Below are 26,761 nucleotides of genomic sequence, written 5' to 3'. Positions count from 1 at the left end.
AGTTTTTTCTTTTGCAAAAGTCCTGCAACTATTTCTTTTCAATGTTAAGTTAATGTTATTAATTTTTATTTTTAAAAATATACAATTTGCAATTTCTCAATAATTTGACTACCTTTAAATACATTATTAACAACAAAATAAACAAATTATGGCAGTATTAAAAGTTATAGAAATTTTATCCAGCTCAGAAAAAAGCTGGGAAGATGCAACAAAACAAGCAGTTGAAAAAGCATCAAAAACATTGAACAACATTAGATCTGTATATGTTAAAGAACAAAGTGCAGCAGTAAAAAACAATCAGGTAACTGAATTTCGTGTGAATTTAAAAGTCACCTTTGAATTAGATTAATTTTAATTCTTTACTTACCTTTAAGCGTTCTTTACGAACGCTTTTTTTATCCCTATGAACGAACTACATTTAGAATCAAGTCCTTATCTACTACAGCATGCCACAAACCCAATCCATTGGAAAGCTTGGCATACCGAAACACTTAATTTTGCTCAAAAAAACAATCAATTAATCATCGTTAGTATTGGTTATGCTGCTTGCCATTGGTGTCATGTTATGGAACATGAATCTTTTGAAGATGAACAGGTAGCAGAAGTGATGAATCGTTCCTATGTATCTATAAAAGTAGATCGTGAAGAAAGACCTGATGTGGATGCCATTTACATGAAAGCGATTCAAATTATGAGTGGACAAGGGGGATGGCCTTTGAATGTAGTATGTCTACCCGATGGAAGACCAGTTTGGGGAGGCACTTATTTTCGTAAAGAAGAATGGACAAATGCCTTGGAACAACTCCAAGAACTTTTTGTAAATAATCCGCAAAAAATGGAGGAATATGCTACTAAATTACATCAAGGCATTCAATTGCTAGGTTTAGTTCAAAAACCTAAAGAAACTATCCTTTTTTCCAAACAAAACATGAGTCTATTAATCGAAAAATGGCAAAGAAGTTTTGATTTAGAATATGGAGGTTATTCTCGAGCACCAAAGTTTATGATGCCAACAAATTTAGAATTTTTACAACGCTATGGTTTTCAAAATAACAACCAACAATTGTTACACTATGTAGATTTAACTCTTACAAGAATGGCTTGGGGTGGTTTATTTGATACCGTTGAAGGTGGTTTTTCCAGATATTCCGTAGATAGTAAATGGCACATTCCTCATTTTGAAAAAATGCTTTATGATAATGCCCAATTGCTTTCTGTTTATGCAGATGCATACAAACGCACAAAAAATGAGTTATATAAAGAAGTCATTGAAAAAACCATTCGCTTTTGTGATAATGAACTTCTAAATAAGAAAAAAGGCTATTTCGCCTCCCTTGATGCGGATAGTTTAAATGCAAACCAGCATTTAGAAGAAGGAGCCTATTATAGTTGGACCAAAGAAGAATTACAGGCAATTTTAGAGGATGACTATGATCTATTTTCAACAGTATTTAATATTAATCCTTTTGGATATTGGGAAGAAGAAAAAAAATACGTCTTTATTCAAAAGGAAAGTCTTGAATTAATTGCAAAAAAAACTTCTGTTTCTGTTGCTTTCGTCAAAGAAAAAAAGAAAATTTGGGAAGAAAAATTGTTTCACATTCGTAAAGAAAGAAACAAACCTCGTTTAGATGATAAAAGTATTACTTCTTGGAATGCTTTGCTCATTAAAGGACTTGTTGATAGCTATACGGCTTTAGGAAACATAGATTATTTGGATAAAGCGGAAGGAATAGCTGCTTTTATACAGGACCAGCTCACAGCTGTAGACGGAAGCCTTTGGCACACCTATAAAAATGAAGAAAGTAAAATTAATGGCTTTTTAGATGATTATGCTTTTACCATTCAGGCCTTTATTCGATTGTATCAAGTTACTTTTAATTTTCATTATTTATCTCAAGCCAAGCAATTGACAGATTATTGCTTCGAAAACTTTTACAATGAAAACGAGTTATTTTTTACTTTTACTTCCAGAAATGCACCTGCCTTAATTGCTACACATTTTGAAATAGAAGACAATGTTATTCCTGCTTCTAATTCAGTTATGGGGCATAATCTTTATAAGTTGAGTATTTACTATGACAATAGTTATTATGAAAAAGTGTACCAAAATATGTTGGCTCAAATTTTACCGACCATTGATTATGCTTCTGCTTTTTCCAATTGGCTCTCCTTATGGATGAACACTTTAGAAGGACAAAAAGAACTTGCTATTTGCGGAAATAATGCTGTAGCAAATACTATTCAGGTTCAAAAAAACTATGCACCCCAACTTTTAATTGCAGGAACTACTACTGCAGTCAACCTTCCCTTTTTACAGGATAGATTTGACAAAGACCAAGACTTCCTGTATCTTTGCACTAATAAGACGTGTCAAATTCCTGAGATTAAAGTAGAAAACATTATAAACCAAATAAAAAATGACTAGCGAAAAAATTGAAAAATATACTGAAATTGTAATTAAAACCATAGTTGAATATTCTCCCAAAGTAGTAACGGCAATTATCATCTTATTTTTAGGATTGTGGCTAACCAGCATTCTTACAAAAACCATAAAAAAAATACTTCTAAAAAGAGAAGTTGATATTACCCTTTCAAATTTTATTGGCAATTTTATCTTTTGGACCCTTCGTATTCTCGTATTTATTACAGTAGTTTCTAATTTAGGTGTTCCTACTTCTTCTTTTGTTGCTATTTTAGGTGCCGCTGGTTTAGCGGTAGGTTTAGCACTACAAGGTTCTTTATCTAATTTTGCTGGTGGGATTTTAATAATTTTATTCAAGCCATTTAAGTTAGATGATGTTATTGAAGCGCAAGGCGAAATTGGCACTGTAAAAGAAATTCAAATTTTCAATACTCGACTTTTAACAGCCAATAATCAAACCGTTTATATTCCAAATGGTGCTTTATCAAATGGTGTCATTAAAAATTATACCCAAGAAGGCATTCGTAGAATTGACTTAACTATTGGTGTTGATTACAATTCCGATTTAAAACAAGTAAAAGAAGTCATTTTAGAAGTATTAAGTAAAAATGAATTGGTTTTAAAAGAACCTGCGCCAGCGGTAGTTGTAATGGCTTTAGCGGATAGCTCCATTAATTTAGCGGTGCGACCATGGGCAAAAGCAGAAAACTTTTTAACTGTTCATAGTCAGACCTTAGAACAATGTAAAGTGGCATTTGACAAAGCTGGAATCGAAATTCCTTATCCGCATCAAGTGGAGATTCAAAAAAAATAATACAAACTATTTATTTAAGACAAAATCTTTTAAATAAAAAGGTTCAAAATAAGCGACATCTACAAAGTCGCTTTTTTTGTACTTTTCATAGGACAAACTACTCATTTCATTTGCTGAAGGATAAACAATATCGTCATGAAAAACAAAATTACTTTTGGTTAAAATGGCTTTAAATTTGAGCGCACCATCACCAACCAAGTGTAGGGTTTCCGTTAGAGTATCATAGGAATTCGCATCGATAATTTCAGCTTCAGTAGCTCTAATTCTACCGTAGTTTTTATCATAAAAAGCTGTATACACTTCCATTCTTCTTGCATCAATCATCGGAATTATAATACCTTCCTCAATGGTAATTTGTTTGGCTAACAAAGCCAACGTATCAATAGCAATTAACGGAATACCTAATGCATAACACAAGCCTTTAGCAGACGAAACTCCAATTCGCAAACCGGTGTATGAACCAGGACCTTGACTTACTGCAATTGCTTGAATGTCGTTAAAACGATACTGCGTTTCTTCTAAAATTGCTCCTATAAAAACATGCAATTTTTCAGCATGTGAAAAATTTTCAGTTGCAATTTCTTTACAAAGTAATGTTTTGCCTTCTTTGGCTATTGAAACCGAACAATTTTTAGTTGCTGTTTCTAAGTTTAAAATGATGGCCATTTTGATTTTTATATGATTGCAAAAATACAAACTAGTACTTTACTAAAACAAAAAAAGACGCAAATAAAATTTGCGTCTCAAAAAAATAACCTTAACTATTAACTACTTTTTTGCTTTATCGTCTTTCTTACTTTGAACTTTTACTTTGTCATTGGTGTTCAAATCTTTCGAAACCATTAAATATGGTCCAGTAATAATTTCTTCTCCTTTTTTCAAGCCTTCCATAATTTCGATATTGGTATCGTCTTGAATTCCTGTTTTCACGACTCTTAATTTAGCCTTATCTCCTACTTTTACAAAAACACATTCAAACTTTTGATCTGGATTATAGGTGCCTTTGTTTTGTTTTTCTTCCTTCTCTAATTCGGCTACTATGTCTTTTTTAGTAGAAGTGGTATCTTCTTTAACTACTACAGCACTAATAGGCACTCCAATTATATTTTGTTTTTTAGTGGTAATAATATCAACCGTAGCAGTCATACCTGGACGAAAAGGAGAATAGTTAGGTGCTTTTCCTTTTAACAAGTCTTCGTAAGATTCTTTTAAAATTCTAACTTTAACTTTAAAATTAGTTACCTGATCTGCTGTTAATGCAGAACTAGCCGAATTAGAAATACTGGTTACAACACCTTTAAATTCTTTCTTTAAATAAGCATCTACTTCAATTTTTGCAGAATCACCCACAGTAACTTTTACAATGTCGTTTTCATTTACATCTACTTCAACCTCCATATTATTTAAATTAGCCACACGAAGAATTTCAGTTCCAGCCATTTGTTGGGTTCCTAAAACACGCTCTCCTAATTCTACTGATAACAAAGAAATAGTTCCATCAGCTGGCGCATAAATGGTAGTTCTACCTAAATTATCACGCGCTTCTGTTAAAGTAGCTGTTGCACTTTGTACATTAAAATAAGCCGATTGTTTATTCGCTTCTGCAACTTCATAAGCCGATACAATTCGATCCCATTCTGATTTTGAAATCACTCCTTTTTCAAATAAAGGTTTGTTTCTATCGTAATTTGCTTTTGCTTCTTTAACTTGTGCTTCTGCTTGGCTATAACCTGCTTTAGTAGTTGATAAACTTGCAGCCGTTCTATTTACTCCAGAAACGTAAATGTCTGGGTTTATTTTTACCAATAAATCTCCTTTTTTAACTTGTTGTCCTTCTTTAATAGGCAATTGAATAATTTCACCCGATACTTCAGAAGAAATTTTTACTTCAATTTCTGGTTGAATTTTTCCTGTAGCAGAAACAGTTTCTACGATGTTCATTTGGTCTACTTTAGCAACTTCAACCTCTTTACTATCATCATTATTACCTATAACGCCTCCTTTTTTTAAGGCAATTAAAAGCACGATTAAACCTACAATGCTTCCTAATAAGATGTATATCGATTTCTTTGACATGGTTTATTGTTTTTGAATTAATGGTATTCCGAAATAAAATTCTAGTATCTTGGTTCTAAAAATATAATCATACTTGGTTCTTAAGACTTCAGATTGTGCATTTTCTAAAGTAATCGAAGACTGAGAAAAATCAAAACCGTTCATTAAGCCTACTTCATATCTTTCTTTTGCAAAATCATAGGCTAATTTTCTAGCTTCTAACGTCTTTTGAGCCGCTTCAAAAGATTTTTGTGCATTGATGACATCATTGTATGCTTGGTACACATTTCTTTCTAAATCTAACTCGGCTTGTTTCAATTGAAACTCAGAACGTTGCAAATTAATTTTAGAACGTTGTACGCGACCTCTAGTTGAAAATCCATTTAAAATAGGCACATTTAACTGTAAACCTATAGCAGTACCATCAAATAAAGACAACTGATCTGAAAAACTTAACACCGCACTTTCTGACCATCTTGTATTATAACCTACAAAACCGGTTAAAGTTGGCAAATAAGAAGATCTGGTAATAGATAAATCTTTTTTTGCTATTGAGACATTAGATTCTGCGATTTTGATATCATTTACCGCCTCTCTAGCTTTCGCTAAAATAGCTTCCTGACTTTCATTTACAATATCGGTCATTGGAATTTCAATTTCTTCATCTGAGATATCAAAAGAGGCATAATTATCTAACAACAACGTTTGACAAAGCGCTATTTTTGAAATTATTAATGCATTTTCTGTACTTATAATTTGTTGTTCTTGAGTGGCATCTGTAGCTCTTAATTCATAAATATCACCAGCTGGAACAGATCCTGCATCAATTAATTCTTGTGTTCTTTTAAGATTGTCTTTGGTAATCAAATTCTGATTCTTTTGAACTTTTAATTGCTCTTTATTGAATAAAATTTGTAAGTAGGAATTTGCAACAGATAAAGCAATATCATCTTTCATTTTATCCAAACGATATGCATTTGCAATCTTATTTAATTTGGCTCTTTGATACGTTTTCCAATTTGCCAGTCCGTTAAAAAGTGTAATATTGGAATTTACAGAAGCGGAAAAAGATTTAAAAGTCTGATTTTCGAATTGGTTAGTCGCAGGATTAATGTTGGCTCCTGTATTAATACTATAATTAGCATTTCCATTCAATGAAGGTAAAAACCCTCCAATTGCCTCTAATTTCTCAACCTCTGTTGTTTTTAAATCGAGTTCCGATTGTTTTACTGAAATATTATTCTCAATCGCATAGTTGACACATTCCTGCAACGTCCATTTTTTTTCTTGTGCAAAAATGGGTATCCCTAGGAGTAAGAAAAAAATAAGTATTCTTTTAGTGATCATTTTAGATGAATTATAAATGAATTTCTTATAAGACCAAAAAAAGAAGTTTTTGTTACACTAATCATATAATATTTTATTTTTGTAATCAAATTCTCTGAAAATGAAATACATCTTTAGTCTTATTCTTTTAGTTTCTATCTTATTTTTGATTGTTTCGTGTAGTTCTGCTCAAAAAATTGAAGCTTTAAAACCACCTTTATCAGATGATAGCCCAATGGTTTTTAAAAATAAAACTTCCTTTATTTCTTTACCAACTGAAATTACCTTAAAAGATATTGAAACACTTTTAAACAAAAATATGGAAGGCTTAATCTATGAGGATAATGAGCTTTCAGATGATAATACTGAGATGAAAATTTGGAAAACAGCCCCTATTCGTTTGACAGAAAAAAACGGTGAGATTCTTTCAGTAATTCCTTTAAAAATTTGGACTAAAGTAAAATACGGAACCAGTTTCATGGCTTTAAACGATACTAAAGAAATCAATTTAAATGGAACTATTACTTTAAATAGTAAAGCGCATTTATACAATTGGAAACTTACCACGCAATCCTCTATCACAAATTTTGAATGGAGTGAAAGTCCAAATATAGTTATTGCAGGTAAAAAAGTACCAATTACCTATCTCATCAATCCGACAATTTCTATTTTTAAAAACAAGATTGCCAAAACGATTGATGAAGCTATTGATACCTCTTGCGATTTTAAACCCATGGTTTTGGATGCGATGGAAAAAATCAGTACACCTGTATTAACTAATGAAGCTTATGAAGCTTGGTTCAAATTAGTTCCCGTAGAATTATATGTGACCGAAGCAGCACTAAAGAATGGTAAAATTACTTTAGACATGGGATTAAAATGCACCATGCAGACGATGATTGGTCAGGAACCTAAAAACACCTTTGATAAAAACAAATTAGTCTTAAAACCTGTTAAAACCATACCTAACGAATTTGAAGTAGCTGTAGCAGCAGTTTCTACTTACGAAAGTGCTTCTAAAGTTATTACAAAGAATTTTCAAGGTCAAGAATTTGGTTCAGGAGGCAAGAAAGTAAGTGTTCAAAAAGTGAATTTATGGCAAAATGAAGGCAAGTTAATTATTGCTTTAGATTTGTTGGGCTCTGTAAATGGCACCATTTATTTATCTGGTTATCCACAATATAATTCAGTTACCAAAGAAATCTTTTTCGACAAACTGGATTATGTTTTAAATACTAAGAGCGTCCTTTTAAAATCGGCCAATTGGTTAGCCCAAGGTACTATTTTAAGAAAAATACAAGAAAACTGTAGGTATTCCATTCAAGAAAATATGGATGAAGGGAAAAAAAGTATGGCTAGTTATTTAAACAATTACTCGCCAATGAAAGGCGTTTTTATTAATGGAAACATGAACGATTTTACTTTTGAAAAAGTAGAATTAACCAATAAAGCTATTATTGCGTTTATTTCTACCAATGGGAAAATGAAAATTACTATTGACGGAATGGAATAACCTAAGGAGTAACTTCTTTTTTCTTAGCAAATTTCAATCGATAGATAGCATAACCTGCCACTGCGACTAAAATATATGGAATAACCATAAGATAGACAATTCCATCGTTGATGGCTTCTGCTTGCACGCCACTTTCTTCACTTTCTAAAGCGGCTCTACACATGGCACATTGTGCTTCTACGAAGAAAGGCAAAAGTAAAAAGATAAAAGAGAAAAGTATTTTTTTTAAAACACCCAACTTTTTACTTTTTACTTTTATTTTTTTACTTTTTATTCTAATTTGCATAATAAGGTGAAATCATAAGATATACTATAACGCCCGTGATAGCAACATATAGCCATATTGGAAATGTAATTTTTGCTATTTTTTTATGCTTATCAAAACGTTGTGCCAAAGCTTTAACATATGTAATTAAAACTAATGGAATAATAGCTATTGATAAAATGATATGCGTAATTAGAATAAACATATACACATAATAAATGAATCCGGTTTCTCCAAATGAAGCAGTCTCAGCAGACATATGATAGGCCACATACATCAACAAAAAAGCAACTGAACAACCAATAGCTGTTTTCATAAGGTTTTCATGCAACTTTCTCTTTCCGTTTTTAATCGCTATTACAGCAATTACTAACAATATTGCAGTAATTCCATTAATCGTCGCATAAATAGGCGGCAAAAAAGTAAATGGTTTTACATCTAATCCTAAACGTTTAAAACTAACTCCAAAAAGAGCTGCAACTGCTAAGGGTATAGCTATTGACAATACCTTTATTAACTTATTATATTTTGTTTCTATTGTAGTATTATTTTCCATTGATGGAATGTTTAAATTGTAAATTTTATTCTTCTAATAATTTCTTGATATCTTCTTGAATGGCAACTACACCCTCATCGGTAGTACCATCATAATACAATATAGGATTACCAAATTCATCTTTTCGACAGCGAATGTTTCCGTCTTTATCTATTAAAGCAAACAAGCCTGAATGTTCAAAACCACCCGCTACTTTTTTATTTTCACCGGTATAAATATTAAATCCCTTATTCGCTAAATTGTAAATATAGTCTTTATCGCCTGTTAACAAATGCCAATTATAATGTTTTACCCCTAGCAAATCGGCATGATCTTTTAAAACTTTAGGCGTATCAAAAGCTGGATTAATAGTAATAGAAGCAATACCAAATTTTGGATTTCCGTAGAATTCCTCTTGTAACTTCAACATATTTTGATTCATGATAGGGCAAATAGTTGGACACGTAGAAAAGAAAAACTCTACTACATACACTTTCCCTAAATAATCTTTATTGGTAATTGTTTTATTGTTTTGATCGGTCAATTCAAATATGGGAACTTCTCCCATTAAAAAAAGACTTTCACTTTTACCTTCTTTCTTATTTAAATTATTATCATAAGTTGTTTCTAAATTACCGTCATCATATCTTTTTTGAAACTCCTTAACTGTCCAAATTCCAAATATCAATATAATTAATGATATCCCTATATACGATTTATTCTTCATTTTTATTACTTTTTATCTTGCGAACTCTTTTCTACACCATCTACAATATGATCTCTAAATTCATCTTTTCGCTTGTTCTTTTTTAAAGCCAGACGGTACTCTCTTAAAATAATCTTGACATCATCTGTCATTTCATTGTGTAAATCGGCTGCTGAAGAAGCGTTATAGCTTTCTCTGTATTCTTCTTCTCCTTTTTTATTCTTACCTTTTCTTCCTCTAAGGTTTTTATTCTTATCCAAAATAAATACTTGAGAAGTTCCTTTGGTTGTATCTAAGGCTGTTTTAAAATTAAAGCCATCATAATAATTTTCAATTTCATCAGGAGTAGCGAAAACAAACTTCCATCCTTTCATATCCTCTGTAATACGATTTAACTCCACTATCATTTTTTCAATTTCGTTTTCCGTTCCACTAGGTGCTATCATTACCATTTGAAAATCCTCAAACCCAAAGTATTTGTGATATATCTTTTGGTTTAAATTAAACATATTGGCTTTAAACTCCTTCATATCGGTACCTGTAAAGCCTAGAATGGTGATTTTATCTTGCAGGTGTACCTTTTCATTTCCTAAAGCAGTCCAATCGGAAGGAATTTCCGAATTATTTTCAGACAAAACAGGTAAAAACAAAGAATTATGCTTAGCAGATGCAAAAATTAAATAGGTAACTATAGGAAAGATGAATAGAATAACAAGGATTATTTTATTTTTCATTAATTATACTTTTTGATCAAATTGAGTAGTACAAAAGTAAAAAAAATCCCGATGAAAATCGGGATTTACTATATCTAAACAAAGGTTAAAATATCCATTTTAAGTGACCGTCTTTAAATACTTCATAAATGTAATCACCTTCTACAAGAACAATAAAACATAGATAAAGAATTAAAAACACTAAAGGAGCTACTACAGACCAACGTAAACTAGCTTTTTCACCTTCTAAGTGCATAAAAGCCCACATAATATAGTATGCTTTTACTAAAGTTAGAATAATAAATATCCAGTTCAATAAACTAGTTGATAATAAATGTCCTCTGAATAAAAAATCAGGTTTAATAATACCTAAAGCAACTTCAACTGTAGTGATAACTGAAAGTAAACCAAAAACGATCCAGATTCTTTTTGTATTTGATTCGTGTGCGTGTGCCATAACTTTTCTTTTTATATAATTATACTAAGTAGAAGAATGTGAATACAAATACCCAAACTAAATCTACAAAGTGCCAATATAATCCAACTTTTTCAACCATCTCATAACTTCTTCTCTTTTCATAGGTTCCTAAAATCACATTGAAGAAAATAATTACATTAATGATTACTCCTGTAAATACGTGGAAACCGTGGAAACCAGTAATAAAGAAGAAGAAGTTAGCGAATAATTTATGACCGTATTCATTTCTAATTAAATTAGCACCTTCAACCACATATTTGGCATCATTTATTCTTTTTAATGATTCTTCTCTTGACAAAGCTACTTTTTCTTTGTCATGAATTTTTTCAGACAAAATAACTAAATCTTTTTGAGTTTTGAATCCTTCGATAACTTCGTTAACTGAGTAAGATGGTAAAGAAGATTCTTCCATAAACCAAAAACCTTTGTTACGTGTTAACTGCTCTCTTTCTTCTGGCAATACCAAAGCAAAATCAGCTAAAGCTACTCTTTCAAAATGACCTTCTTTATCCATTTTACCAAATTGCAGAATAGAACCACCTTTCGTTTCTACAGCTCCATATTCTCCTTTAATGAAGTTTTTCCACTCCCAAGCTTGAGAACCTAAGAATATTAAACCTCCAATAATCGTTAAAAACATATAGAAAGCTACTTTACTTTTCTTTAACTGATGTCCAGCATCAACTGCCAATACCATCGTTACAGAAGAAAAGATAAGGATAAAAGTCATTAATGCCACATAGTACATTGGTGCATCTACACCGTGTAAAAATGGAAAGTGTGTAAACACTTCGTCGGCAATAGGCCAAGTTTCGATAAATTTAAATCTTGAAAAACCGTAAGCTGCAAGGAATCCTGAAAAAGTTAATGCATCTGATAAGATAAAAAACCACATCATTAATTTACCATAGGTTGCTCCCATTGGTCCTGGTCCTCCGTCTAGCAAAGCGTGATCGTCATGTATAGTAACTGTCGCTCCCATAAAAATTTAATTGTTAAAAAGTTCCCAAATTTATTACTTTTTTTCTATTTGAAAAAATAGAAAAATAAAAACAAATATACCCAAATAAAATCCATAAAATGCCAATACATTGCACTTAGTTCAATACCAAGGGTTTGTACCGCATTATACTTTTGTTTATAATGATTATAAATTACCACAATTAAGGAAATAAATCCTCCTAAAAGGTGTGCCAAATGTACTAAAACTACAATATATAAAAAAGAAGTGGTTACATTACTTTGACTTCCCGTAAAAAAATAACCGTTCTCAATAACTTGACCAAATCCTTTAAATTGAAAAAAAACAAACAAACATCCTAAAACAAAAGTAGCCCAAAGCATGATGCTTGTGTTTTTATGATTTCCTTTTTTAATATTACGTTGTGCAAATATAAAGGTAACACTACTACTCAACATCGCTAAAGTACTCCACAAAAAGGCATTTGGCAATTGAAATTCATTCAACCAGTCGGGTCTAGACTTACTTACTACATAAGCACTTGTTAAACCTGCAAAAATCATAATAATGCTAATCATACCAAAAATCATCAACATTTTATAAGTTCTTGATTTCCTAGCATTATATTCTTCTAAAGTCATTTTTGTTTCCATCTTATCTTAAAAATTTATCCAAAATAAATACAATTTGTAATAATGATATATAAGACACACTTACAATCATTAACTTTCGAGCCGCTTTAGCATCCATTTCTTTATACAGTTTTACGGCATAAAACAACATCCATAATCCCAAAATGAATACAATTCCTGCTGAAATTTTAGTTAAGAATAATTTCCCTGTAAAACCAAATGCTGGAAGTACAGAAGCTATAATCATCCAAATGGTATACAAAATGGTTTGCAAAGCTGTTTTCTTATCTCTTTTACCCGTTGGCAACATAAAGAAACCTGCTTTTTTATAATCGTCGTATAAAAACCAGCCAATCGCCCAAAAATGAGGAAATTGCCAAAAAAACTGAATAATAAATAACGTCCCAGCTTCGATTCCAAAATGTCCTGTTGCGGCAACCCATCCCAACATGTAAGGAATAGCACCTGGAAAAGCACCTACAAAAACAGACAATGGAGTGATTGTTTTTAATGGTGTATACAAACTTACATACATAAATATAGAAATCGCACCAAACATAGCAGTTTTAGCATTGACATAATATAAAATTGCCAAACCTAAAACAGTAAGTACCACTCCTAAAATAAAGGCATTTTGTTTGCTAATCGTACCAGCTGGTAGCGGTCGATTTTTAGTCCTATCCATTAAAGCATCTAAATCTTTTTCAATAATTTGATTAAAAACATTAGACGCTCCTACCATACAATAACCGCCTACCATTAAGAACAATAAAGTAATCCAATTTTGACTTGACCAATCAGAAACACCTAATAAATATCCCGCCAAGGTAGAAAAAACTACACTTAAGGCCAATCTAGCTTTGGTAATAGCAACAAAACTTGAAAAAAGTGATGGTTTTGTAATAGTATGATTTAAAGTATCCAAAATGAACAGATATCCTTGTTTAATTGGGCGCAAAGATACAAATAAGATTTTTGATTTATGTGTAATTTTTAAGAGAAAAAAACTTAAAACTGTTAATAATCAAAATACCAATTAAATAAATCACTTCTTAAACCTATTGAAAACCAACTTGTATTTGTTTTTTGAAGTGTTTCAGTTTGAAATTTAGGATTAAAATCTCGAAACATGGCATTCGCAAAAACCTTTAAATTAGAAGCAGGATTAACAACATAACCAATTTGTAATTCCCCAATAATTACTGTTGTTTTATTTCCTTGAGCTATAGCTACACCTGAATCAAAAGGTCTATTTTCATCATAGTTCAAGTAAATATTTCCACCATAATTATAAGTATCTGTTACCGAATTAAAATCAAAACCTCTTTGTCCATAAGTAAATTTAGCTTCTCCAAAATATCTTGTTTTAGCATAACGAGCAATTCCAACTAATTCTCTAAAATTAGCACCCCATGCATGCCCCATACTTTGGTTATTATGTCCATAATTAGTCAGCGGATTACTATGCGAATACACATAAGGTCTCACTTGATTATATTCCAGTTGCAACATGAAGTTTTTTACTCCAAATGCATTATAATATTTAGTTCCAATTTGATATCCAAATTTATTTCTCCAACTCTTATTACCTTCTTTCACATCACCAATTGCAAATTCATCCAATAAGAATTGCCCGTAAAAATTAACACTGTTGCTCCATTTGTATTTAGCTGTTGCTCCCAATACAGCATTTCCGCTTTTAGAAGAAGAAGAAAATTCTACTGCTCTATAAAAAATAATAGGATTCACAAAGTTCACATCAAATCCTCTATCATTTGTATTGGTCCAAACCACATTTTCAAACAAACCTATATTCAATCTTTTAGAAACATTATAACTTAAATAATGACTCGCCATATATTTGGTTGCGTACGTTCCTTCTAAAGTTACTTCAGGCCTTACATCTTTCAACCACATATAGGTATTGGTATATTTAATTTTCCAAAAGGTAGTATTAATTTTAAAATAAGGATACGGACTTGTAGCATCACTCTGTAAAAGCGAACGATAACCATCTCCAATAAAATTTCTTCCATAACCTAATTGCAAATCAATAAATGAATTAGGCTTATACTTTAAATTAGCTTCTGCCATTGGAAAATCAAAAGCATCTTCTTTAAATAACTTTGCAATTCCTACTCCAGGAATGATTGCAGGATTTCCTCCAGAAGGCCTTAAACTCACAGCATACGCATTATAATAATCTGCAAAGCGCCCTTGACTTTCGTAAATAGACGAAGAAAAAGTTAATGTTTCCCCTAAAGCTCCTTGTACCTGCACTCCTCTAGTATTTACAAATGTACTAGACAAATCGCTTCCTGTATCTTTACCAATTCTAAGATCAAAAATTGGATTTACCGTAAACCAATATCCCTCACCTTGAATCGCTACTAAATTTTCATTCCAAAGCTTTCTTCCCCACCAAGATTCTTTTTCTTTAAGCAACTGCTTCTGAGCTGCATCAAAGTCATAATATTTAGCTACCTCGCTGTAAGAATAGGGCTTTGTAGCTGTATGATTATTACTTCCAACTTGATTTAGTACTGCCTCAAAATTGTAATAATTTAAATGGGTAAAAGCGATATTTAAATTACTTCGAAAATTAGGATTATCAAATGGCTTATACGATTTTTCAACGTCCTCAAATTCTGTCAATTCTTTCTCATTATTTGCAACAAGTTTAACTGAATGGCTATTTTCAGCAACAACCAAATCTTCTTGTTTTAGATTGGGATCAACCAAAGGAATTGCAATTTTTAAAGTAAATTTACTGTAGGTTGGCCTTCCTGAATAAGTAGCTGGCTGAATTACAGGTAATTGTTCGAATACATTTTGTGTTTCTTGTCTCAAATCATTGGAAATTGCATCAATATAAAGCGTATTAAATTGACCAATAGTATCCACTTCAAACACCACAATAACATCACCTTTATAATTTTCTTCAACAACCTCGCTTGGAACCTTAAATTTAGTGTAAATAAAATTTTGTAAGGTCACATAAAAACAATTTTCCTGCTTTTCAGGAAGTTCATTTTTACATTCAGAAAAAACGGGAAACGTTTGCTTTTCAACTTGAGCGAATGTTTGAAACCCCATTAAAAAAACAAAAAGACCAATATATATTTTCATTTTTAATACTCTGAATTAGATTCTTTACCTTCCACTATTGCCTTTGCCGCAGAAGTTCCTATTCTTTTTACACCTAACTTAATCATCTCTATAGCTTCTTCATAATTTCGAACACCACCAGCAGCTTTAACAGGCAAAGGAAAGGCATTCTCCAACATTATTTTAATGGTTTCAACAGTAGCTCCATTTGGTAAACCATCCTGCGTTTGATAAAAACCTGTAGAAGATTTTACAAACACATGATCGTAAAAAGATTCTTTAAAATTCGCAATAATCACATTCTTTATCAAAACACATAGTTGAATAATTTGATGATGAGACAAAGCCGCTACTTCAATAATCCACTTTACGACCTTATTGTTCTCAAGAGCCAACTTTGTGCACGTTAAAACCTGCTCTTTTACCATTGTCATTTCACCTCTTTTAAAAGCTTCGTAATCCAACACAAAATCCAATTCATCAGCACCATCTAGAATTGCTTTTTTAGCTTCTACCACTTTAAATTGAGTAGAATTATCTCCTTTTGGAAAGTCGATAACAGTTCCGATACATAATTTGGACTTCGCCTCTACAATCCTCGTTTTAGCTAACGAAACAAATTCAGGTCGAATCATAATCAACTTAAAATCATACTGTATTGCTTCTTGAATATTTTGCTCCACGATGCGTACGTTTTCTTTTTTAGAAATTCCAGCCTGTGCAGCAGTTTTTAAATAAGTCGCATCTAGATATTGTTCGAGAGACATAGCACTTCATTTTGAATATACGGTAAAAATAAAAAATCCCATTGATATGGGATTCTTTTTTTAGTAAATATTCCAATTAATTTAATCGAAAGGTAATTGGAATCGCGTATTTAATTTTAACATTTTTAGTTCCTTGTTTCGCAGGAATTAATTGAGGTATTTTTTTAACTGCTTTTTCTGCTGCTTTTTTCATATCCTCTGTAGCACGATTGTTTTCTAATGGTTTAACATTTGTAATATTCCCGTTTTCATCTATTATAAATTCAATCAGAGCCGTACCTTGTTTTCTATTATCAAAATCCCTTTCTGGGTATACTAAATTTTTAGAAATTGCTTTGGCCAATTGTTCATCAAAACAAGCTTTTTGTTCTGATCTTGCTAGACCTTTACATGCTTTAAACATTGGCAATTGCTCAACAGTAAAAGGATTCATAGGTTCCGTAGTTCCTCCAGTAGTTGTAGCAGTATTTGAAGCAACTGGATTGGTATCAACAGGAGTATTATCAACTTCAGGATCATCTTGAGTACCTAAATCTTGTTTGACAACTTTCTCATTATCATCTTTTACATCAAATTTGTCGACTAATTCCACTTTTGGTCTTGGTTCAACACTAGCTATTTTCTTAGGAGCTATAAGTTTCACTTTTGCAGGAGCTTCAGGTTCTGCTGGATTGTAAACAAAAGTACTATCATAAACAGGTTCCCAAATTGTACCTGTATCCGATTTTTTAATTACCTCTTTGAAATTAGACTCTAAAATAAAAAGGGTAACGACCATGGCTGCGATTAGACCTAATTGAAAATAGATAAAACTATTTTTTGTCTTTCTTTTAAAATCATCTTTTGCTCTCATAATTATATAGTATTTAATGTTAACAGCTTGTTAACAAATACTACACAAATTATATGCCAAAAAAAATTCCAATCTTTTCGATTGGAATTTTATATATAAGAATTACGTAATTACTGTAATTTAAATGTAATTGGTAAACCGTATTTTACTCTTACCGCCTTACCTCTTTGTTTACCCGGAGTAAATTTAGGTAATTTAGAAATAATACGTTGTGCTTCTTGCTCTAACAATTCTGCATCTTGTTTAATACCTCTACCTCTTACTTGAATGTCTTTTACAACACCATCTTTATCAATCATAAATTGAACTGCTACAGATCCTTGAGATCCATTTTCAGCTGCTCTTTCTGGATAACTGAAATATTTTTTGATGTGTGCATTCATTTTTTCGTTAAAGCAATCCATTTGTTTGCTTTTTGCAACACCTTCACATCCAGGGAACATAGGAATTTGCTCAATAATAGCAAATGGCATCTCATCAGGAATATCATCTAAGCTAGGTCCTGTTTCACCTACTTCAGAAGCTTCAACCACAGTTACTGGTTTATTTTCTTCAATCTCAGTAGTTTCGATTTTCTTTTCTTCTAATTTGATTTCATTCTTAACCACTTCAATTACTTCTGGAGCTGGTGGAGGTGGTGGAGGTAGTCTTTGTACTGGAGGCATTGTTAACACAACATCTTCTTCATCCAATACTAAATTATCTGTTAATGCAAATTTTTCGTTTTCAACTCTTGGATCTTCAGATTTCATTTCAATACCCAAGTAGGTAAGTACTAAAACAGCTACAAGTCCTATTTGAAAAAACAGTCCGCTGTTTCTTTTAGGGTCAACATTAGGATTTTTCTTTACTTCCATAATTTTGTTTTTGAGGTCGCTAATATAATTAATAAAAAAATAGTTTTAAAATTTTTTTAAGTTTTATTTATTAACAAATCTTAAAAAAACCAAAGCGGTAACAGCTCCAAGAGCGTTTGCTATAACATCATAGATGTCTGCATGACGATCCTTGGTAAACATCCATTGAAATACTTCAATAATTATGCCATACACCACTAAAATAAGAACTAATTTTAATTGTCTTTTAAATTCATACACATTTAAAGCTTTTTTCCAAAAGTAAAACAATACAAAATAAAATATAAAATGTACTATTTTATCTTTATTAGGTATACTGACTAAAGATGGAGTTCCTTTTATTGACACCAAACACAGGTACAATATAATGACACTCCATAAAACAGCCAAATATAGAAACTTACGCTCCAATAAGTGCTGCGTAATCTTCACTAGATAATAGTTTTTCTAATTCACTAGCATCTGTAAATTTCACTTTTACCATCCAACCTTCTCCATAAGGATCTGAATTTACTTTTTCAGGCTCAGATTCTAAGCTATCGTTAAATTCAATTATTTCACCTGTTAAAGGTAAAAATAAATCTGATACCGTTTTAACTGCTTCAACTGTACCAAAAACTTCATCTTTATCTAAAGTTTGATCCAAAGTTTCTACTTCAACATAAACGATGTCTCCTAATTCTTTTTGTGCAAAATCTGTAATTCCAATAGTTGCTATTTCTCCTTCTACTGCAACCCATTCATGATCTTTAGTGTACTTTAAGTTTGATGGTATGTTCATTTTGTGTTATTTTTTAATCTTTATACAAATGTAGTTTTATTAATTTAATTCTAAAATAAGTTCACAAATATTTTTAAAAGATTCTTTTCCATAAAAAAATCCGCTTGTATTAAGCGGATTTAATTTATAACCGTATTATTATGACTTAATTTCCAAAGTTGTAACGAATAGTAAAACCTGTTCGCACATTTGTAATTGGGAAAGACGTTGAAATTACAGCTTTTGAAAATTGATGATCGTAGAAGAATATTGCCGTTAAATTTTTACTAAACGAATAATCTGCCGATAATTTAATAGACCATAAATTTTGTCCACCAGCTAATTCATTATTATCATAATCCAAATAACGAACAATGGTATTATTCTTACGTAATGAGAAATCTGTCTTAATATTGATATCACTTTTAATTACTCCCGTTGGATTATCTGCCAATTTAGAGTTGATGATTACGTCTTTAATTCGATATCCCAATCCAATTGTATATTCATTACCGCTCACTTCCGTTAAGAGATTATTGTCAAAACTCATATTTAAAGTTCGATCTTTTTTCATTTCGGCCAAAATCTTAATCGAATTTTTCATTTCAAAATCTACGCGAAGTAGTGGATTAAATTGTTCGCTTAAATTCACATTTGAAATAATCGTGCTTGCATAAAAATTTCCATTCGCATCTACTGGGGCTTCATTCAAATTAGATCGGAAAGAATTGACGTTATAACTTGCTCTATACCCATGTTGTAATGAAAAACGCTTGAATTTATCTTTAAACCATTTGTATCTCATTAAACCTGTATATTTTAAATTCCAATTTGGCAAAGGAATATTTTTAAAAACACCTACCGACTCTTTACCTACATCTTTACCAGAATACGCAGCTCTAAACGAAGGTAATAAAACTTGCTGACTATTTTTACCAAAACCTACTGGATAGCCTTCTGCATCTCTAGGATAATTATTTGTTCCATAATGAGCCGTTGCCAATTTATCTGCGACCAAAAGACGATTTGCTCTAAAAGTATTGAATGATTCTGAAAAATTTTCATCACTTTGGCTGAAAGCCGTTTGTATCAATATAGTTGAAATACTGAAATTACCAAAGTTATAAGGAGAACGCGAATTATACTGTCCATTCGTAACATCATATTGTTCTGAATAATTTTCAGCATACATTCGATCCGCTGTTAGATCAATTTTTACATCTGCAAATGGTTCTACTTGAGCTGTGAAATTCATCTGTTTGTTCACTACTTGTGTAAAGTTTTGATTGAAATCAGGGAAAGAGGTCAACCAACCTTGTCTTGCTGCTTCATAACGAACGTCGGATTGGCTTCCAAACACAAACCCTAAAGAAGGTTTTGACGTTCCAAAGAAACCTAATCCTGGTAAATAACCTGGTAAAACCGTACCACTGGTTTGTGTATAATTTGCTTGAATATTTTTAACACTCGTTACAATTCCAATTAATCCGTTTACAAAAATATTGCCTTCGTTTTTAGTTGTTTTTCCTTTTGCAGTAATCTTCTGACCTGGTTTTGGCAAAGTTTCTTTTGTCCCTTTATTTGCATCCTTTTTATTTTTACTCTTACTTTTTTTATTTCCTGTTAAACCAACATAGCGATATAACAAATCCATATTAAAAGTAGTATTGAGTTTATGTGAATTGGCGTTTTGAATCGTGTTTCCTAAATCATACACTTCATTACCTACCTGAAAATCTCTTAAGAAATCAGAAGAACGTTGCCAGTTAAAATCTCCCGTATAACTATAGGTAGACTTTACAAAACTTAAAGCTGGAATTTTATTAATTGGTAAATCATAATTTACAACGATTTGCTGATTATGCTGATTGGATTCCCCAACATTCCAATAGTCGTCCCAAATATCCAAACCATCTACAGGCACATCGTTCTCATCTAAATAGTTTCTAACAATGTTATTCGTAGCCGCGGTATAATTGACGCGTAGTGATTTTGTAATATTATAATTAAATCCATATTGATAATTAAAGAAATAATTTCTTCTATATAATGGATCCAATCCAATACCTTCCACATCAACTAATCTAAATTGTTGTCTATTAAATTGTCTTACAATATTTGAACTAAAAGAAACACTTGCTGGTAAAAAATTAAAATTAAAGTCTTTTAACATCTTATAATAGCCGCTTTTAGCTAATTTATTAGATTTTTTAAATGGCTCAATCGTTAATGGTTTAAAGGCGTATGCATAATCAAGAGAAGTTCTATTTTGCTGATCCACTAAATTTTCAATTTCGTAGTCATGATGTTCTGTTTCATTAAACGAATACGATAAAGTTAAGTTTTCAACATCATAAAAATGTTGTTTTTGTTCTTCACCTCGTTCTTTTCTTACTCCTATAAAATTAATACTTGTTCTTTTTGTATAATCAATAGCTCTATTTTTGATATTCTCTTTTTCAGCTTGATCTTCCGTATTGTCAATTAGTTGTTGTAATTCAATATCCTGATAAAAAGGGTCATATTTTGGTGTAATAGTTTCTTCACCAACTGCATAATTAAATGGCAAGGTGATTCCCCATTTTTTTGGTAATAATTTACCTAAATTCAAATTCGTCACCACGTCGTATTGAAACACATCTTCTCTGCTTCTTTCATTTGGCCCTTGCTCAATTCCTCCAAAACCGATGGTACTCACTCTACTTGTAGCCGATAAAGTGGCAAAATCAGCAACATTAGTATCCATATTTGCAACAGCTGCATACCCTCCTTTATTATCTAAATCAGATAATCGCAATTCATTAAACCAAACTTCTCCTCTAATAATTTGGTTGGTATTGTTTTTAACACCTACCATCAATGTTCTTACCAAACCAAAATTTGGATTTCCTTTTATACCAATAGTAAGTTTATTATCGGAAGAACCTAAATCTTGTTCATTTACAAAACGAATACCGTTCACATCTGGAGTGATAGAGTTCGGATCACTAATTATTTTTGACTTTAACGCAGTTAAAATACTTAACGCCACTTCTATTTCATTTTCGGAAGGCCAAATTGCTTCAGGAGTAGCCGCATTTTGAGCGGAAACTTTTAATGGTATTTCAATTTGATAAAAGTTTTCCGTAAAGTCGTTACCAAAACGAAGAAAGGCTTTCATCTCATTATCTTGTAATGGTTGCGTTTCAGGTGGTGTAGGTAATGATTCTGCATGTAAAAACATACGCAATTTTTTAAACTGCCTCATATCTACACTCACGTTTTTAAATACGGCCCGAGCATCATTTGGTTCTAAACCATCATCATAACCAGAGTCTTTATCATATACACGTAATGACAATGATTGTTCGTTCTGATTAATAACGGTATTATTATTATACAATTGTTCGCGAGTTACCCCTGGAGGTGAAACATAAGGAATAGGAGTTCTACTTCCGTTTTCTTGAATATTTACCGCTACTACATCAAAACCAGTATTATCGTCTGTTGTAACTTGATCGTTAAAATCTAATGAACTTGCATACCTTCTCCATTCCCCTCTCACCAAATCTAAGGAACCAAAACGTAAGGTAATTTCGTCATTAAAGCCCGTCATATACATTCTCATGAAACGAATCGATCTAAAATCAGCTATTGAACCAACTACATTATCATTAGTAAACTCTAAAATAGGAATTTTATATTGAATCCATCTTGCAGAAACATTACTACCATTTGGTACAGATTCACTTACAGTTCTAATGTCTACCACATAATCTTGACCCACTTGAGGAGAGGCATTAATGGGCACTTCAAACTTAAAATAAGCATTAATCGTATTCATTGTTTGATCGCGATTCACATCTTCTACGTCTGGTTTTGTATCATTACCACGATTGGTATCGGTAACATTTACTGGTGAATTACCTTCAAAATTATTGTAATTTTTATAACGATTAATAATATCACCAGAAGCACTCAAGTAAAATTGATAATTATCTGCTGAAGGATCACTATAGCCAGCGTAATCAGTAAATTTTGCAGCCTCACCTGCATCATTTAAACCATCATATCCAACATCTTGAATCGTTCTATTTGCCTCATTAGTATCAAAAGCATACACTAAAGACTGAGCACTGGGAACTTGCCCCCAGTTAGTTTGTAAAGCTGGAATAGTAGCCCCTACTTCTGGCAATCCGTTTTCGAATTGTTTTCTTCCGTCTTTTAAAATATCTTCAGAAATCTCTCCAAGATTAATGACTAGTTTTCCAGCGTTAGCAGGATTAACAACATCTGGAGCGTTTCCATAGTAAGGATCTAGAACCCAAAACTGAACATACTCTACGTTAGATTGTTCAAAATTTGTAGAATTAATAGAACGCATAATCCCAGCCCAATTGTCTGGTGCTTCTGTTGCAGAAAATTGATTTGTTGCAGCTATACTTTGATTGTAATTGTAAGGACCTCTATCTCTTGGGAAATAGGTTAAATCTAAAGTAGTTATCACATTTGTATTCCCTTGAGCAATATCGACATTTGGATACAATTCTCTACTATAAATCCTTCTCGTTCTATTTAATGACAAGTCATCATTATTAATTCCACTTGGTGCTTGTGTATAGAAAATTGGATCTATAGAATACCAAGAAAGTTTCGCTCTTTTATCACCTACTCGCAAATCATTTGAAGAAGGTTCAGTAGTGTCAGGATTCCCGTCAAAATTATATTCTAAAGGAACAGATGCTAAATCCCACGATTGTGGCGAACGCAAATCGATAGAAGACTGAGACCCTTCAAAATCATCTACATAAGTGGTTGCTTCTCCATTAAACTGATCAGCTTTAGAAGCTCCTGGTAACAAGTACGCAATTTCACCTCTAAAAGATAAATTGGAAGGCACGTCAGTATCAATATTTGGTAATTTGTTAACCAAACGCGTTAACAAAGGCACTTCAGTTGAAAAATTAGTATTTAAACCAACAATAGTGTTATTAACAGATTCCTGGCCATAATTTGACTTATTCGTAAAAGGACGTTCTGATAAGTTTAAAATGGTTCCTCCAACAAGAAAGTTTTTATTGAATTGATGCTCTACATTAACACCCCAAAAACGCCTAGTTTGTTGCCCAAAAACAGAATTGTTTTCTACTGAAATTTCTATAGGTGTATTAGAAGCCTGTAAAGAAGGATCTAATAACTGTACTTTTCCCAACTGATAATTTACGGTGTAATCCACTCCCTCGACTAAAACTCTACCTCCCGATTTAACCACAACCGACCCTTGAGGCACGTTGAAAGCACCAATTGAAATGCCATCACCACCCGAAGATTTAAAACGACCTCTTAATAAAAATTTATTTTTTTCACTTTCCTGTAAAGCGGCAGCTTGTGTAGATTTATATAATGTTCTAAAAACATACTTTTCTTGGTTGGCATTATAGGTGTTTTCATCATCATAATCCTCGGTAGCTGATGCATTCAATTTATCAAACAATAATTCTCCAAATGGCTCTTTAGTGGTAAAGATGATTCTGCCATATTGTGGATCAATCGTAATTCCTGAAACATAATCAAAAAAACCATCACCACCTGCCTGTGGATCATTGGTATAATTCAATTTATCAACATTTAATACTTTCAACAAAGGAGTATCTTTCACATTCGCAGGTAAATCCGGACCTCCATCTGCTTTTGTTATATAATTTAGAGGAGATGGATCTGTATATAAAATATTGAATTTAAAATCTTCTTGTTGCAATTGATATCCTCCAGGAATTTGATAAATATTTTTCATCATCAAGTTCCATGTTGGCATAGTCAATTCCTGATTTGGTGTTTTTTGTTTGACCGCTGTTAAATTACTTTTCAACAACTTAACCAATAACGCTTGAGAAGAAGGAATACCTGAATTATCAACTTGAGTTGCCTCTACTCCATCCGTTCCAAATTCTCCTACTTGATACACCTGATCTCCAATAGTATATTGATAGGCAACCCCTAAAACCTCGTCATTTGCTAAACGTTGGTTTAAGGAAATGTAACCCAATTGTGGATGATACGTAAATTCAGACGCCGTTAATTTTCTAGCATTTTCTAATTTAGCATAATCTAAACCTTCATCAACACCAATAGTAAAACCATTATTAGCAGTAGCCACTTCGCGAATGGCTTGTGTTAAAAAACTGGAAGCTGTTCCAATTTTATTCGGATCAAATTTATTGTTTTTATTATCTGAAGGACTATCAGGACTAACTGCATTAAAAAAGTTAGGATTACTTGCTAAATTCACTCCAACCACTTCTTGAGGTGCAACATTCGTTAAAGGTGCTTCCCCAATATCTTGTAGCGCAATTAAATTTCTTAAGTTATTCTCATTTGAATTGATTCGGTTTTGTTTATTGGTCACCCAAACTTCAATCCTTGTAATTTGAACACGACTATTGATATAAGGGTAAGTTTCTAAAGCTGCATCATATTTATCTCTAAAAAATTGAGATAAGAAATAGTGCTTATCAGAATCATATTCTTGAGCAAATAATTGAAAATCTTGTAAGGTACCTCCTCCTTGAGAAGTAACTGTCTTAGTTTGTGATTTTTGTTCGGAAAAAACACCTGTTACCGTTGTTTTCCCAAATTGCAATTGTGCTTTTACTCCAAATAAACTCTGAGAACCTCTAATTAAAGAATTGGAAAGTGGAAAACTCACATTACCAACTTCTAATTTTTGAACGATATCATCTTCTGTAGAACTATATTCTAGTTTGATTAAATTTTGAAAAGCAAAAGTAGATTGGGTATCGTAATTAATATTAACGTTTAATCTTGTTCCTACTTTACCTTGTAATCCTACACTAATACGTTGATCAAAATCGAAGGTAGTAGTAACCCTATTTCTTGGAGAAAAAGCAGGATTATCTTGTTTGGTATAACGAAGTCCTAAGTCAACTTCAACAGAACCTGTTGGCTTTATATCGATAGTATTGCTACCAAAAATACTTTCAAAGAATTTAGAGTTGACATAGTATCTTGGCAACAAATCTTTTTTCTTTTCCTCACTTCCTTCTTTCTTTCCGTCTACTGCTGCTGATTTTTCACGATAATATTTACGCATTTCTTCGCGTAAAACTAATTCTTGATATTGTTGTGGAGTTAATACTAAGGGATAGTTCACATTAAAACCATCAAAAGTATTCGTATAGATATAACGATCTGTGGTAACATCATAAGTATAAGCTTCTACTATGCTTTTAGGATTTGGCACTTTAATTTTACCTAAATCTGCCCCCGTTTGTATAGAGTCATTTTCCTGTGCTTGTCCTTCAATATTTAGGAAAAAAAGAATGCCTACTAATATTCTTTTAACCCCTTTAAATCGCCTACTTAAAATATTCACTTTTAATTTCTTTTCCAAGTCTTATAAGTTTTTTAGTGCTTGTTTAATTAAATTTTCTACACTTGCATTAGGATCTTCTTTGACTATCTTTTCAATTACTTTTTCAGCAGATTTTCTAGCAAAGCCTAACACCTCCAAAGCAGATAACGCTTCTTCTTTATTAGTATTGTTTGAAACCAGAGAAACTTCATCTAAAGCATACACTTTTAACACTTTATCCTTTAAATCAAGGATTACTCTTTGTGCTGTTTTAGCTCCGATTCCCTTAATACTTTGTACAGTCGCTACGTCATTTGATGCGATGGCATGAATAATTTGTTGGGGCGCTAATGAGGATAACATTGTCCTTGCTATACTTGCTCCAATTCCAGAAACAGAAAGTAATAATTTAAACAATTCTCTTTCTTGTTTTTCTACGAATCCATAGAGCGTATGGGCATCTTCTTTTATTTGCAAAAAAGTAAAAAGTTTAATTTTTTCTTCATCTGGTATGAGTGAAAAAGTATGCAAAGATATGTTGACATGATAACCAATTCCGTTACAATCAATTACAACTTCTGTTGGTGTTTTTTCAACTAATCTTCCTTGAATATGAGTTATCATGTTTGTTAATAGTAGTTT

General features: G+C 31.9%; 23 protein-coding genes. 4 read left to right on the top strand and 19 right to left on the bottom strand.

Annotated features, from left to right (window positions below; translation table 11 throughout):
• Nucleotides 1-148: 148 nt before the first annotated feature.
• The 3 genes from NHF47_RS05065 to NHF47_RS05055 are packed head-to-tail and all read left to right on the top strand — an operon-like array spanning nucleotide 149 to nucleotide 3,239.
• Nucleotides 149-349 (top strand): dodecin family protein, encoded by a 201-nt coding sequence (locus NHF47_RS05065; RefSeq protein ID WP_140997210.1) that lies wholly within the window; start codon nucleotides 149-151, stop codon nucleotides 347-349.
• Between the two features lie 54 nt (nucleotides 350-403).
• On the top strand, nucleotides 404-2,428 hold the full coding sequence (locus NHF47_RS05060) for a thioredoxin domain-containing protein (protein WP_252763914.1): 2,025 nt from the start codon (nucleotides 404-406) through the stop codon (nucleotides 2,426-2,428).
• Nucleotides 2,421-3,239 (top strand): mechanosensitive ion channel family protein, encoded by an 819-nt coding sequence (locus NHF47_RS05055; protein WP_252763913.1) that lies wholly within the window; start codon nucleotides 2,421-2,423, stop codon nucleotides 3,237-3,239. Before NHF47_RS05060 ends, NHF47_RS05055 begins: the two co-directional genes overlap by 8 nt.
• A gap of 6 nt (nucleotides 3,240-3,245) precedes the next feature.
• Here NHF47_RS05055 and tsaB read toward each other — a convergent pair whose 3' ends face one another.
• The 3 genes from tsaB to NHF47_RS05040 all read right to left on the bottom strand — a co-directional run bounded on the left by tsaB (nucleotide 3,246) and on the right by NHF47_RS05040 (nucleotide 6,641).
• Nucleotides 3,246-3,905: a tRNA (adenosine(37)-N6)-threonylcarbamoyltransferase complex dimerization subunit type 1 TsaB gene (tsaB, locus tag NHF47_RS05050; protein ID WP_252763912.1), complete on the bottom strand. Its 660-nt coding sequence runs from the start codon at nucleotides 3,903-3,905 to the stop codon at nucleotides 3,246-3,248.
• Nucleotides 3,906-4,007: 102 nt separating this feature from the next.
• Complete coding sequence (locus NHF47_RS05045) at nucleotides 4,008-5,315, bottom strand: efflux RND transporter periplasmic adaptor subunit (protein WP_252763911.1); 1,308 nt, start codon at nucleotides 5,313-5,315, stop codon at nucleotides 4,008-4,010.
• 3 nt (nucleotides 5,316-5,318) lie between these two features.
• Nucleotides 5,319-6,641: a TolC family protein gene (locus NHF47_RS05040; RefSeq protein WP_252763910.1), complete on the bottom strand. Its 1,323-nt coding sequence runs from the start codon at nucleotides 6,639-6,641 to the stop codon at nucleotides 5,319-5,321.
• Nucleotides 6,642-6,741: 100 nt separating this feature from the next.
• Here NHF47_RS05040 and NHF47_RS05035 point away from each other — a divergent pair, with 100 nt between their 5' ends.
• Nucleotides 6,742-8,133 (top strand): DUF4403 family protein, encoded by a 1,392-nt coding sequence (locus NHF47_RS05035; RefSeq protein WP_252763909.1) that lies wholly within the window; start codon nucleotides 6,742-6,744, stop codon nucleotides 8,131-8,133.
• Nucleotide 8,134: 1 nt separating this feature from the next.
• Here NHF47_RS05035 and NHF47_RS05030 read toward each other — a convergent pair whose 3' ends face one another.
• From NHF47_RS05030 to ruvA, 16 genes are all read right to left on the bottom strand, one after another.
• Nucleotides 8,135-8,419: a hypothetical protein gene (locus tag NHF47_RS05030; RefSeq protein ID WP_252763908.1), complete on the bottom strand. Its 285-nt coding sequence runs from the start codon at nucleotides 8,417-8,419 to the stop codon at nucleotides 8,135-8,137.
• On the bottom strand, nucleotides 8,409-8,954 hold the full coding sequence (locus NHF47_RS05025) for a DUF420 domain-containing protein (RefSeq protein WP_252763907.1): 546 nt from the start codon (nucleotides 8,952-8,954) through the stop codon (nucleotides 8,409-8,411). The genes NHF47_RS05030 and NHF47_RS05025 overlap by 11 nt, the downstream gene beginning before the upstream one ends.
• A gap of 25 nt (nucleotides 8,955-8,979) precedes the next feature.
• Nucleotides 8,980-9,660 carry an SCO family protein gene (locus NHF47_RS05020; RefSeq protein ID WP_252763906.1) on the bottom strand — a complete coding sequence of 227 codons (681 nt, stop codon included), beginning with the start codon at nucleotides 9,658-9,660 and terminating at the stop codon, nucleotides 8,980-8,982.
• A 5-nt stretch (nucleotides 9,661-9,665) separates the two neighbouring features.
• Complete coding sequence (locus tag NHF47_RS05015) at nucleotides 9,666-10,373, bottom strand: hypothetical protein (RefSeq protein ID WP_252763905.1); 708 nt, start codon at nucleotides 10,371-10,373, stop codon at nucleotides 9,666-9,668.
• A gap of 85 nt (nucleotides 10,374-10,458) precedes the next feature.
• Complete coding sequence (locus tag NHF47_RS05010) at nucleotides 10,459-10,809, bottom strand: cytochrome C oxidase subunit IV family protein (RefSeq protein ID WP_252763904.1); 351 nt, start codon at nucleotides 10,807-10,809, stop codon at nucleotides 10,459-10,461.
• Between the two features lie 19 nt (nucleotides 10,810-10,828).
• A complete protein-coding gene (locus NHF47_RS05005) occupies nucleotides 10,829-11,812 on the bottom strand; it encodes a cytochrome c oxidase subunit 3 (RefSeq protein ID WP_252763903.1) in 984 nt (327 codons plus the stop codon).
• A gap of 44 nt (nucleotides 11,813-11,856) precedes the next feature.
• Complete coding sequence (locus NHF47_RS05000) at nucleotides 11,857-12,444, bottom strand: cytochrome c oxidase subunit 3 (protein ID WP_252763902.1); 588 nt, start codon at nucleotides 12,442-12,444, stop codon at nucleotides 11,857-11,859.
• 1 nt (nucleotide 12,445) lies between these two features.
• A complete protein-coding gene (gene cyoE / locus NHF47_RS04995; protein ID WP_252766059.1) occupies nucleotides 12,446-13,348 on the bottom strand; it encodes a heme o synthase in 903 nt (300 codons plus the stop codon).
• Nucleotides 13,349-13,440: 92 nt separating this feature from the next.
• On the bottom strand, nucleotides 13,441-15,552 hold the full coding sequence (locus NHF47_RS04990; RefSeq protein ID WP_252763901.1) for a gliding motility protein RemB: 2,112 nt from the start codon (nucleotides 15,550-15,552) through the stop codon (nucleotides 13,441-13,443).
• 2 nt (nucleotides 15,553-15,554) lie between these two features.
• Complete coding sequence (deoC, locus tag NHF47_RS04985) at nucleotides 15,555-16,298, bottom strand: deoxyribose-phosphate aldolase (RefSeq protein WP_252763900.1); 744 nt, start codon at nucleotides 16,296-16,298, stop codon at nucleotides 15,555-15,557.
• A 76-nt stretch (nucleotides 16,299-16,374) separates the two neighbouring features.
• Nucleotides 16,375-17,151 carry a TonB family protein gene (locus NHF47_RS04980; RefSeq protein ID WP_252763899.1) on the bottom strand — a complete coding sequence of 259 codons (777 nt, stop codon included), beginning with the start codon at nucleotides 17,149-17,151 and terminating at the stop codon, nucleotides 16,375-16,377.
• 110 nt (nucleotides 17,152-17,261) lie between these two features.
• Nucleotides 17,262-18,008: an energy transducer TonB gene (locus NHF47_RS04975; RefSeq protein WP_252763898.1), complete on the bottom strand. Its 747-nt coding sequence runs from the start codon at nucleotides 18,006-18,008 to the stop codon at nucleotides 17,262-17,264.
• A gap of 63 nt (nucleotides 18,009-18,071) precedes the next feature.
• Nucleotides 18,072-18,440 (bottom strand): VanZ family protein, encoded by a 369-nt coding sequence (locus NHF47_RS17220; protein WP_252763897.1) that lies wholly within the window; start codon nucleotides 18,438-18,440, stop codon nucleotides 18,072-18,074.
• Entirely contained in the window at nucleotides 18,409-18,789 is a 381-nt protein-coding gene (gcvH, locus tag NHF47_RS04965; RefSeq protein ID WP_140997228.1) for a glycine cleavage system protein GcvH, read from the bottom strand. The genes NHF47_RS17220 and gcvH overlap by 32 nt, the downstream gene beginning before the upstream one ends.
• Before the next feature lie 145 nt (nucleotides 18,790-18,934).
• Nucleotides 18,935-26,158 (bottom strand): cell surface protein SprA, encoded by a 7,224-nt coding sequence (sprA, locus tag NHF47_RS04960; RefSeq protein ID WP_254005708.1) that lies wholly within the window; start codon nucleotides 26,156-26,158, stop codon nucleotides 18,935-18,937.
• Nucleotides 26,159-26,161: 3 nt separating this feature from the next.
• Nucleotides 26,162-26,743 (bottom strand): Holliday junction branch migration protein RuvA, encoded by a 582-nt coding sequence (gene ruvA, locus NHF47_RS04955; protein WP_252763896.1) that lies wholly within the window; start codon nucleotides 26,741-26,743, stop codon nucleotides 26,162-26,164.
• Between the last annotated feature and the right edge of the window lie 18 nt (nucleotides 26,744-26,761).

Source organism: Flavobacterium sp. NRK F7 (genome assembly GCF_024054195.1).
Classification (GTDB): Bacteria; Bacteroidota; Bacteroidia; order Flavobacteriales; family Flavobacteriaceae; genus Flavobacterium.
The sequence above is the reverse complement of the archived record's forward strand: the minus strand, read 5'-3'. Positions and strand labels throughout refer to the sequence as shown.

Bases quoted from the DNA above. Each gene is read 5' to 3' on its own strand.
- NHF47_RS05020 (WP_252763906.1), bottom strand. From the start codon at position 9,660: ATGAAGAATAAATCGTATATAGGGATATCATTAATTATATTGATATTT.
- NHF47_RS04990 (WP_252763901.1), bottom strand. From the start codon at position 15,552: ATGAAAATATATATTGGTCTTTTTGTTTTTTTAATGGGGTTTCAAACA.
- NHF47_RS05060 (WP_252763914.1), top strand. From the start codon at position 404: ATGAACGAACTACATTTAGAATCAAGTCCTTATCTACTACAGCATGCC.
- NHF47_RS05000 (WP_252763902.1), bottom strand. From the start codon at position 12,444: ATGGAAACAAAAATGACTTTAGAAGAATATAATGCTAGGAAATCAAGA.
- NHF47_RS05010 (WP_252763904.1), bottom strand. From the start codon at position 10,809: ATGGCACACGCACACGAATCAAATACAAAAAGAATCTGGATCGTTTTT.
- NHF47_RS05025 (WP_252763907.1), bottom strand. From the start codon at position 8,954: ATGGAAAATAATACTACAATAGAAACAAAATATAATAAGTTAATAAAG.
- ruvA (WP_252763896.1), bottom strand. From the start codon at position 26,743: ATGATAACTCATATTCAAGGAAGATTAGTTGAAAAAACACCAACAGAA.
- NHF47_RS05045 (WP_252763911.1), bottom strand. From the start codon at position 5,315: ATGTCAAAGAAATCGATATACATCTTATTAGGAAGCATTGTAGGTTTA.
- NHF47_RS05040 (WP_252763910.1), bottom strand. From the start codon at position 6,641: ATGATCACTAAAAGAATACTTATTTTTTTCTTACTCCTAGGGATACCC.
- NHF47_RS05015 (WP_252763905.1), bottom strand. From the start codon at position 10,373: ATGAAAAATAAAATAATCCTTGTTATTCTATTCATCTTTCCTATAGTT.
- NHF47_RS05065 (WP_140997210.1), top strand. From the start codon at position 149: ATGGCAGTATTAAAAGTTATAGAAATTTTATCCAGCTCAGAAAAAAGC.
- gcvH (WP_140997228.1), bottom strand. From the start codon at position 18,789: ATGAACATACCATCAAACTTAAAGTACACTAAAGATCATGAATGGGTT.
- NHF47_RS05005 (WP_252763903.1), bottom strand. From the start codon at position 11,812: ATGGGAGCGACAGTTACTATACATGACGATCACGCTTTGCTAGACGGA.
- NHF47_RS05035 (WP_252763909.1), top strand. From the start codon at position 6,742: ATGAAATACATCTTTAGTCTTATTCTTTTAGTTTCTATCTTATTTTTG.
- NHF47_RS05030 (WP_252763908.1), bottom strand. From the start codon at position 8,419: ATGCAAATTAGAATAAAAAGTAAAAAAATAAAAGTAAAAAGTAAAAAG.
- tsaB (WP_252763912.1), bottom strand. From the start codon at position 3,905: ATGGCCATCATTTTAAACTTAGAAACAGCAACTAAAAATTGTTCGGTT.
- NHF47_RS05055 (WP_252763913.1), top strand. From the start codon at position 2,421: ATGACTAGCGAAAAAATTGAAAAATATACTGAAATTGTAATTAAAACC.
- NHF47_RS04980 (WP_252763899.1), bottom strand. From the start codon at position 17,151: ATGAGAGCAAAAGATGATTTTAAAAGAAAGACAAAAAATAGTTTTATC.
- NHF47_RS04975 (WP_252763898.1), bottom strand. From the start codon at position 18,008: ATGGAAGTAAAGAAAAATCCTAATGTTGACCCTAAAAGAAACAGCGGA.
- deoC (WP_252763900.1), bottom strand. From the start codon at position 16,298: ATGTCTCTCGAACAATATCTAGATGCGACTTATTTAAAAACTGCTGCA.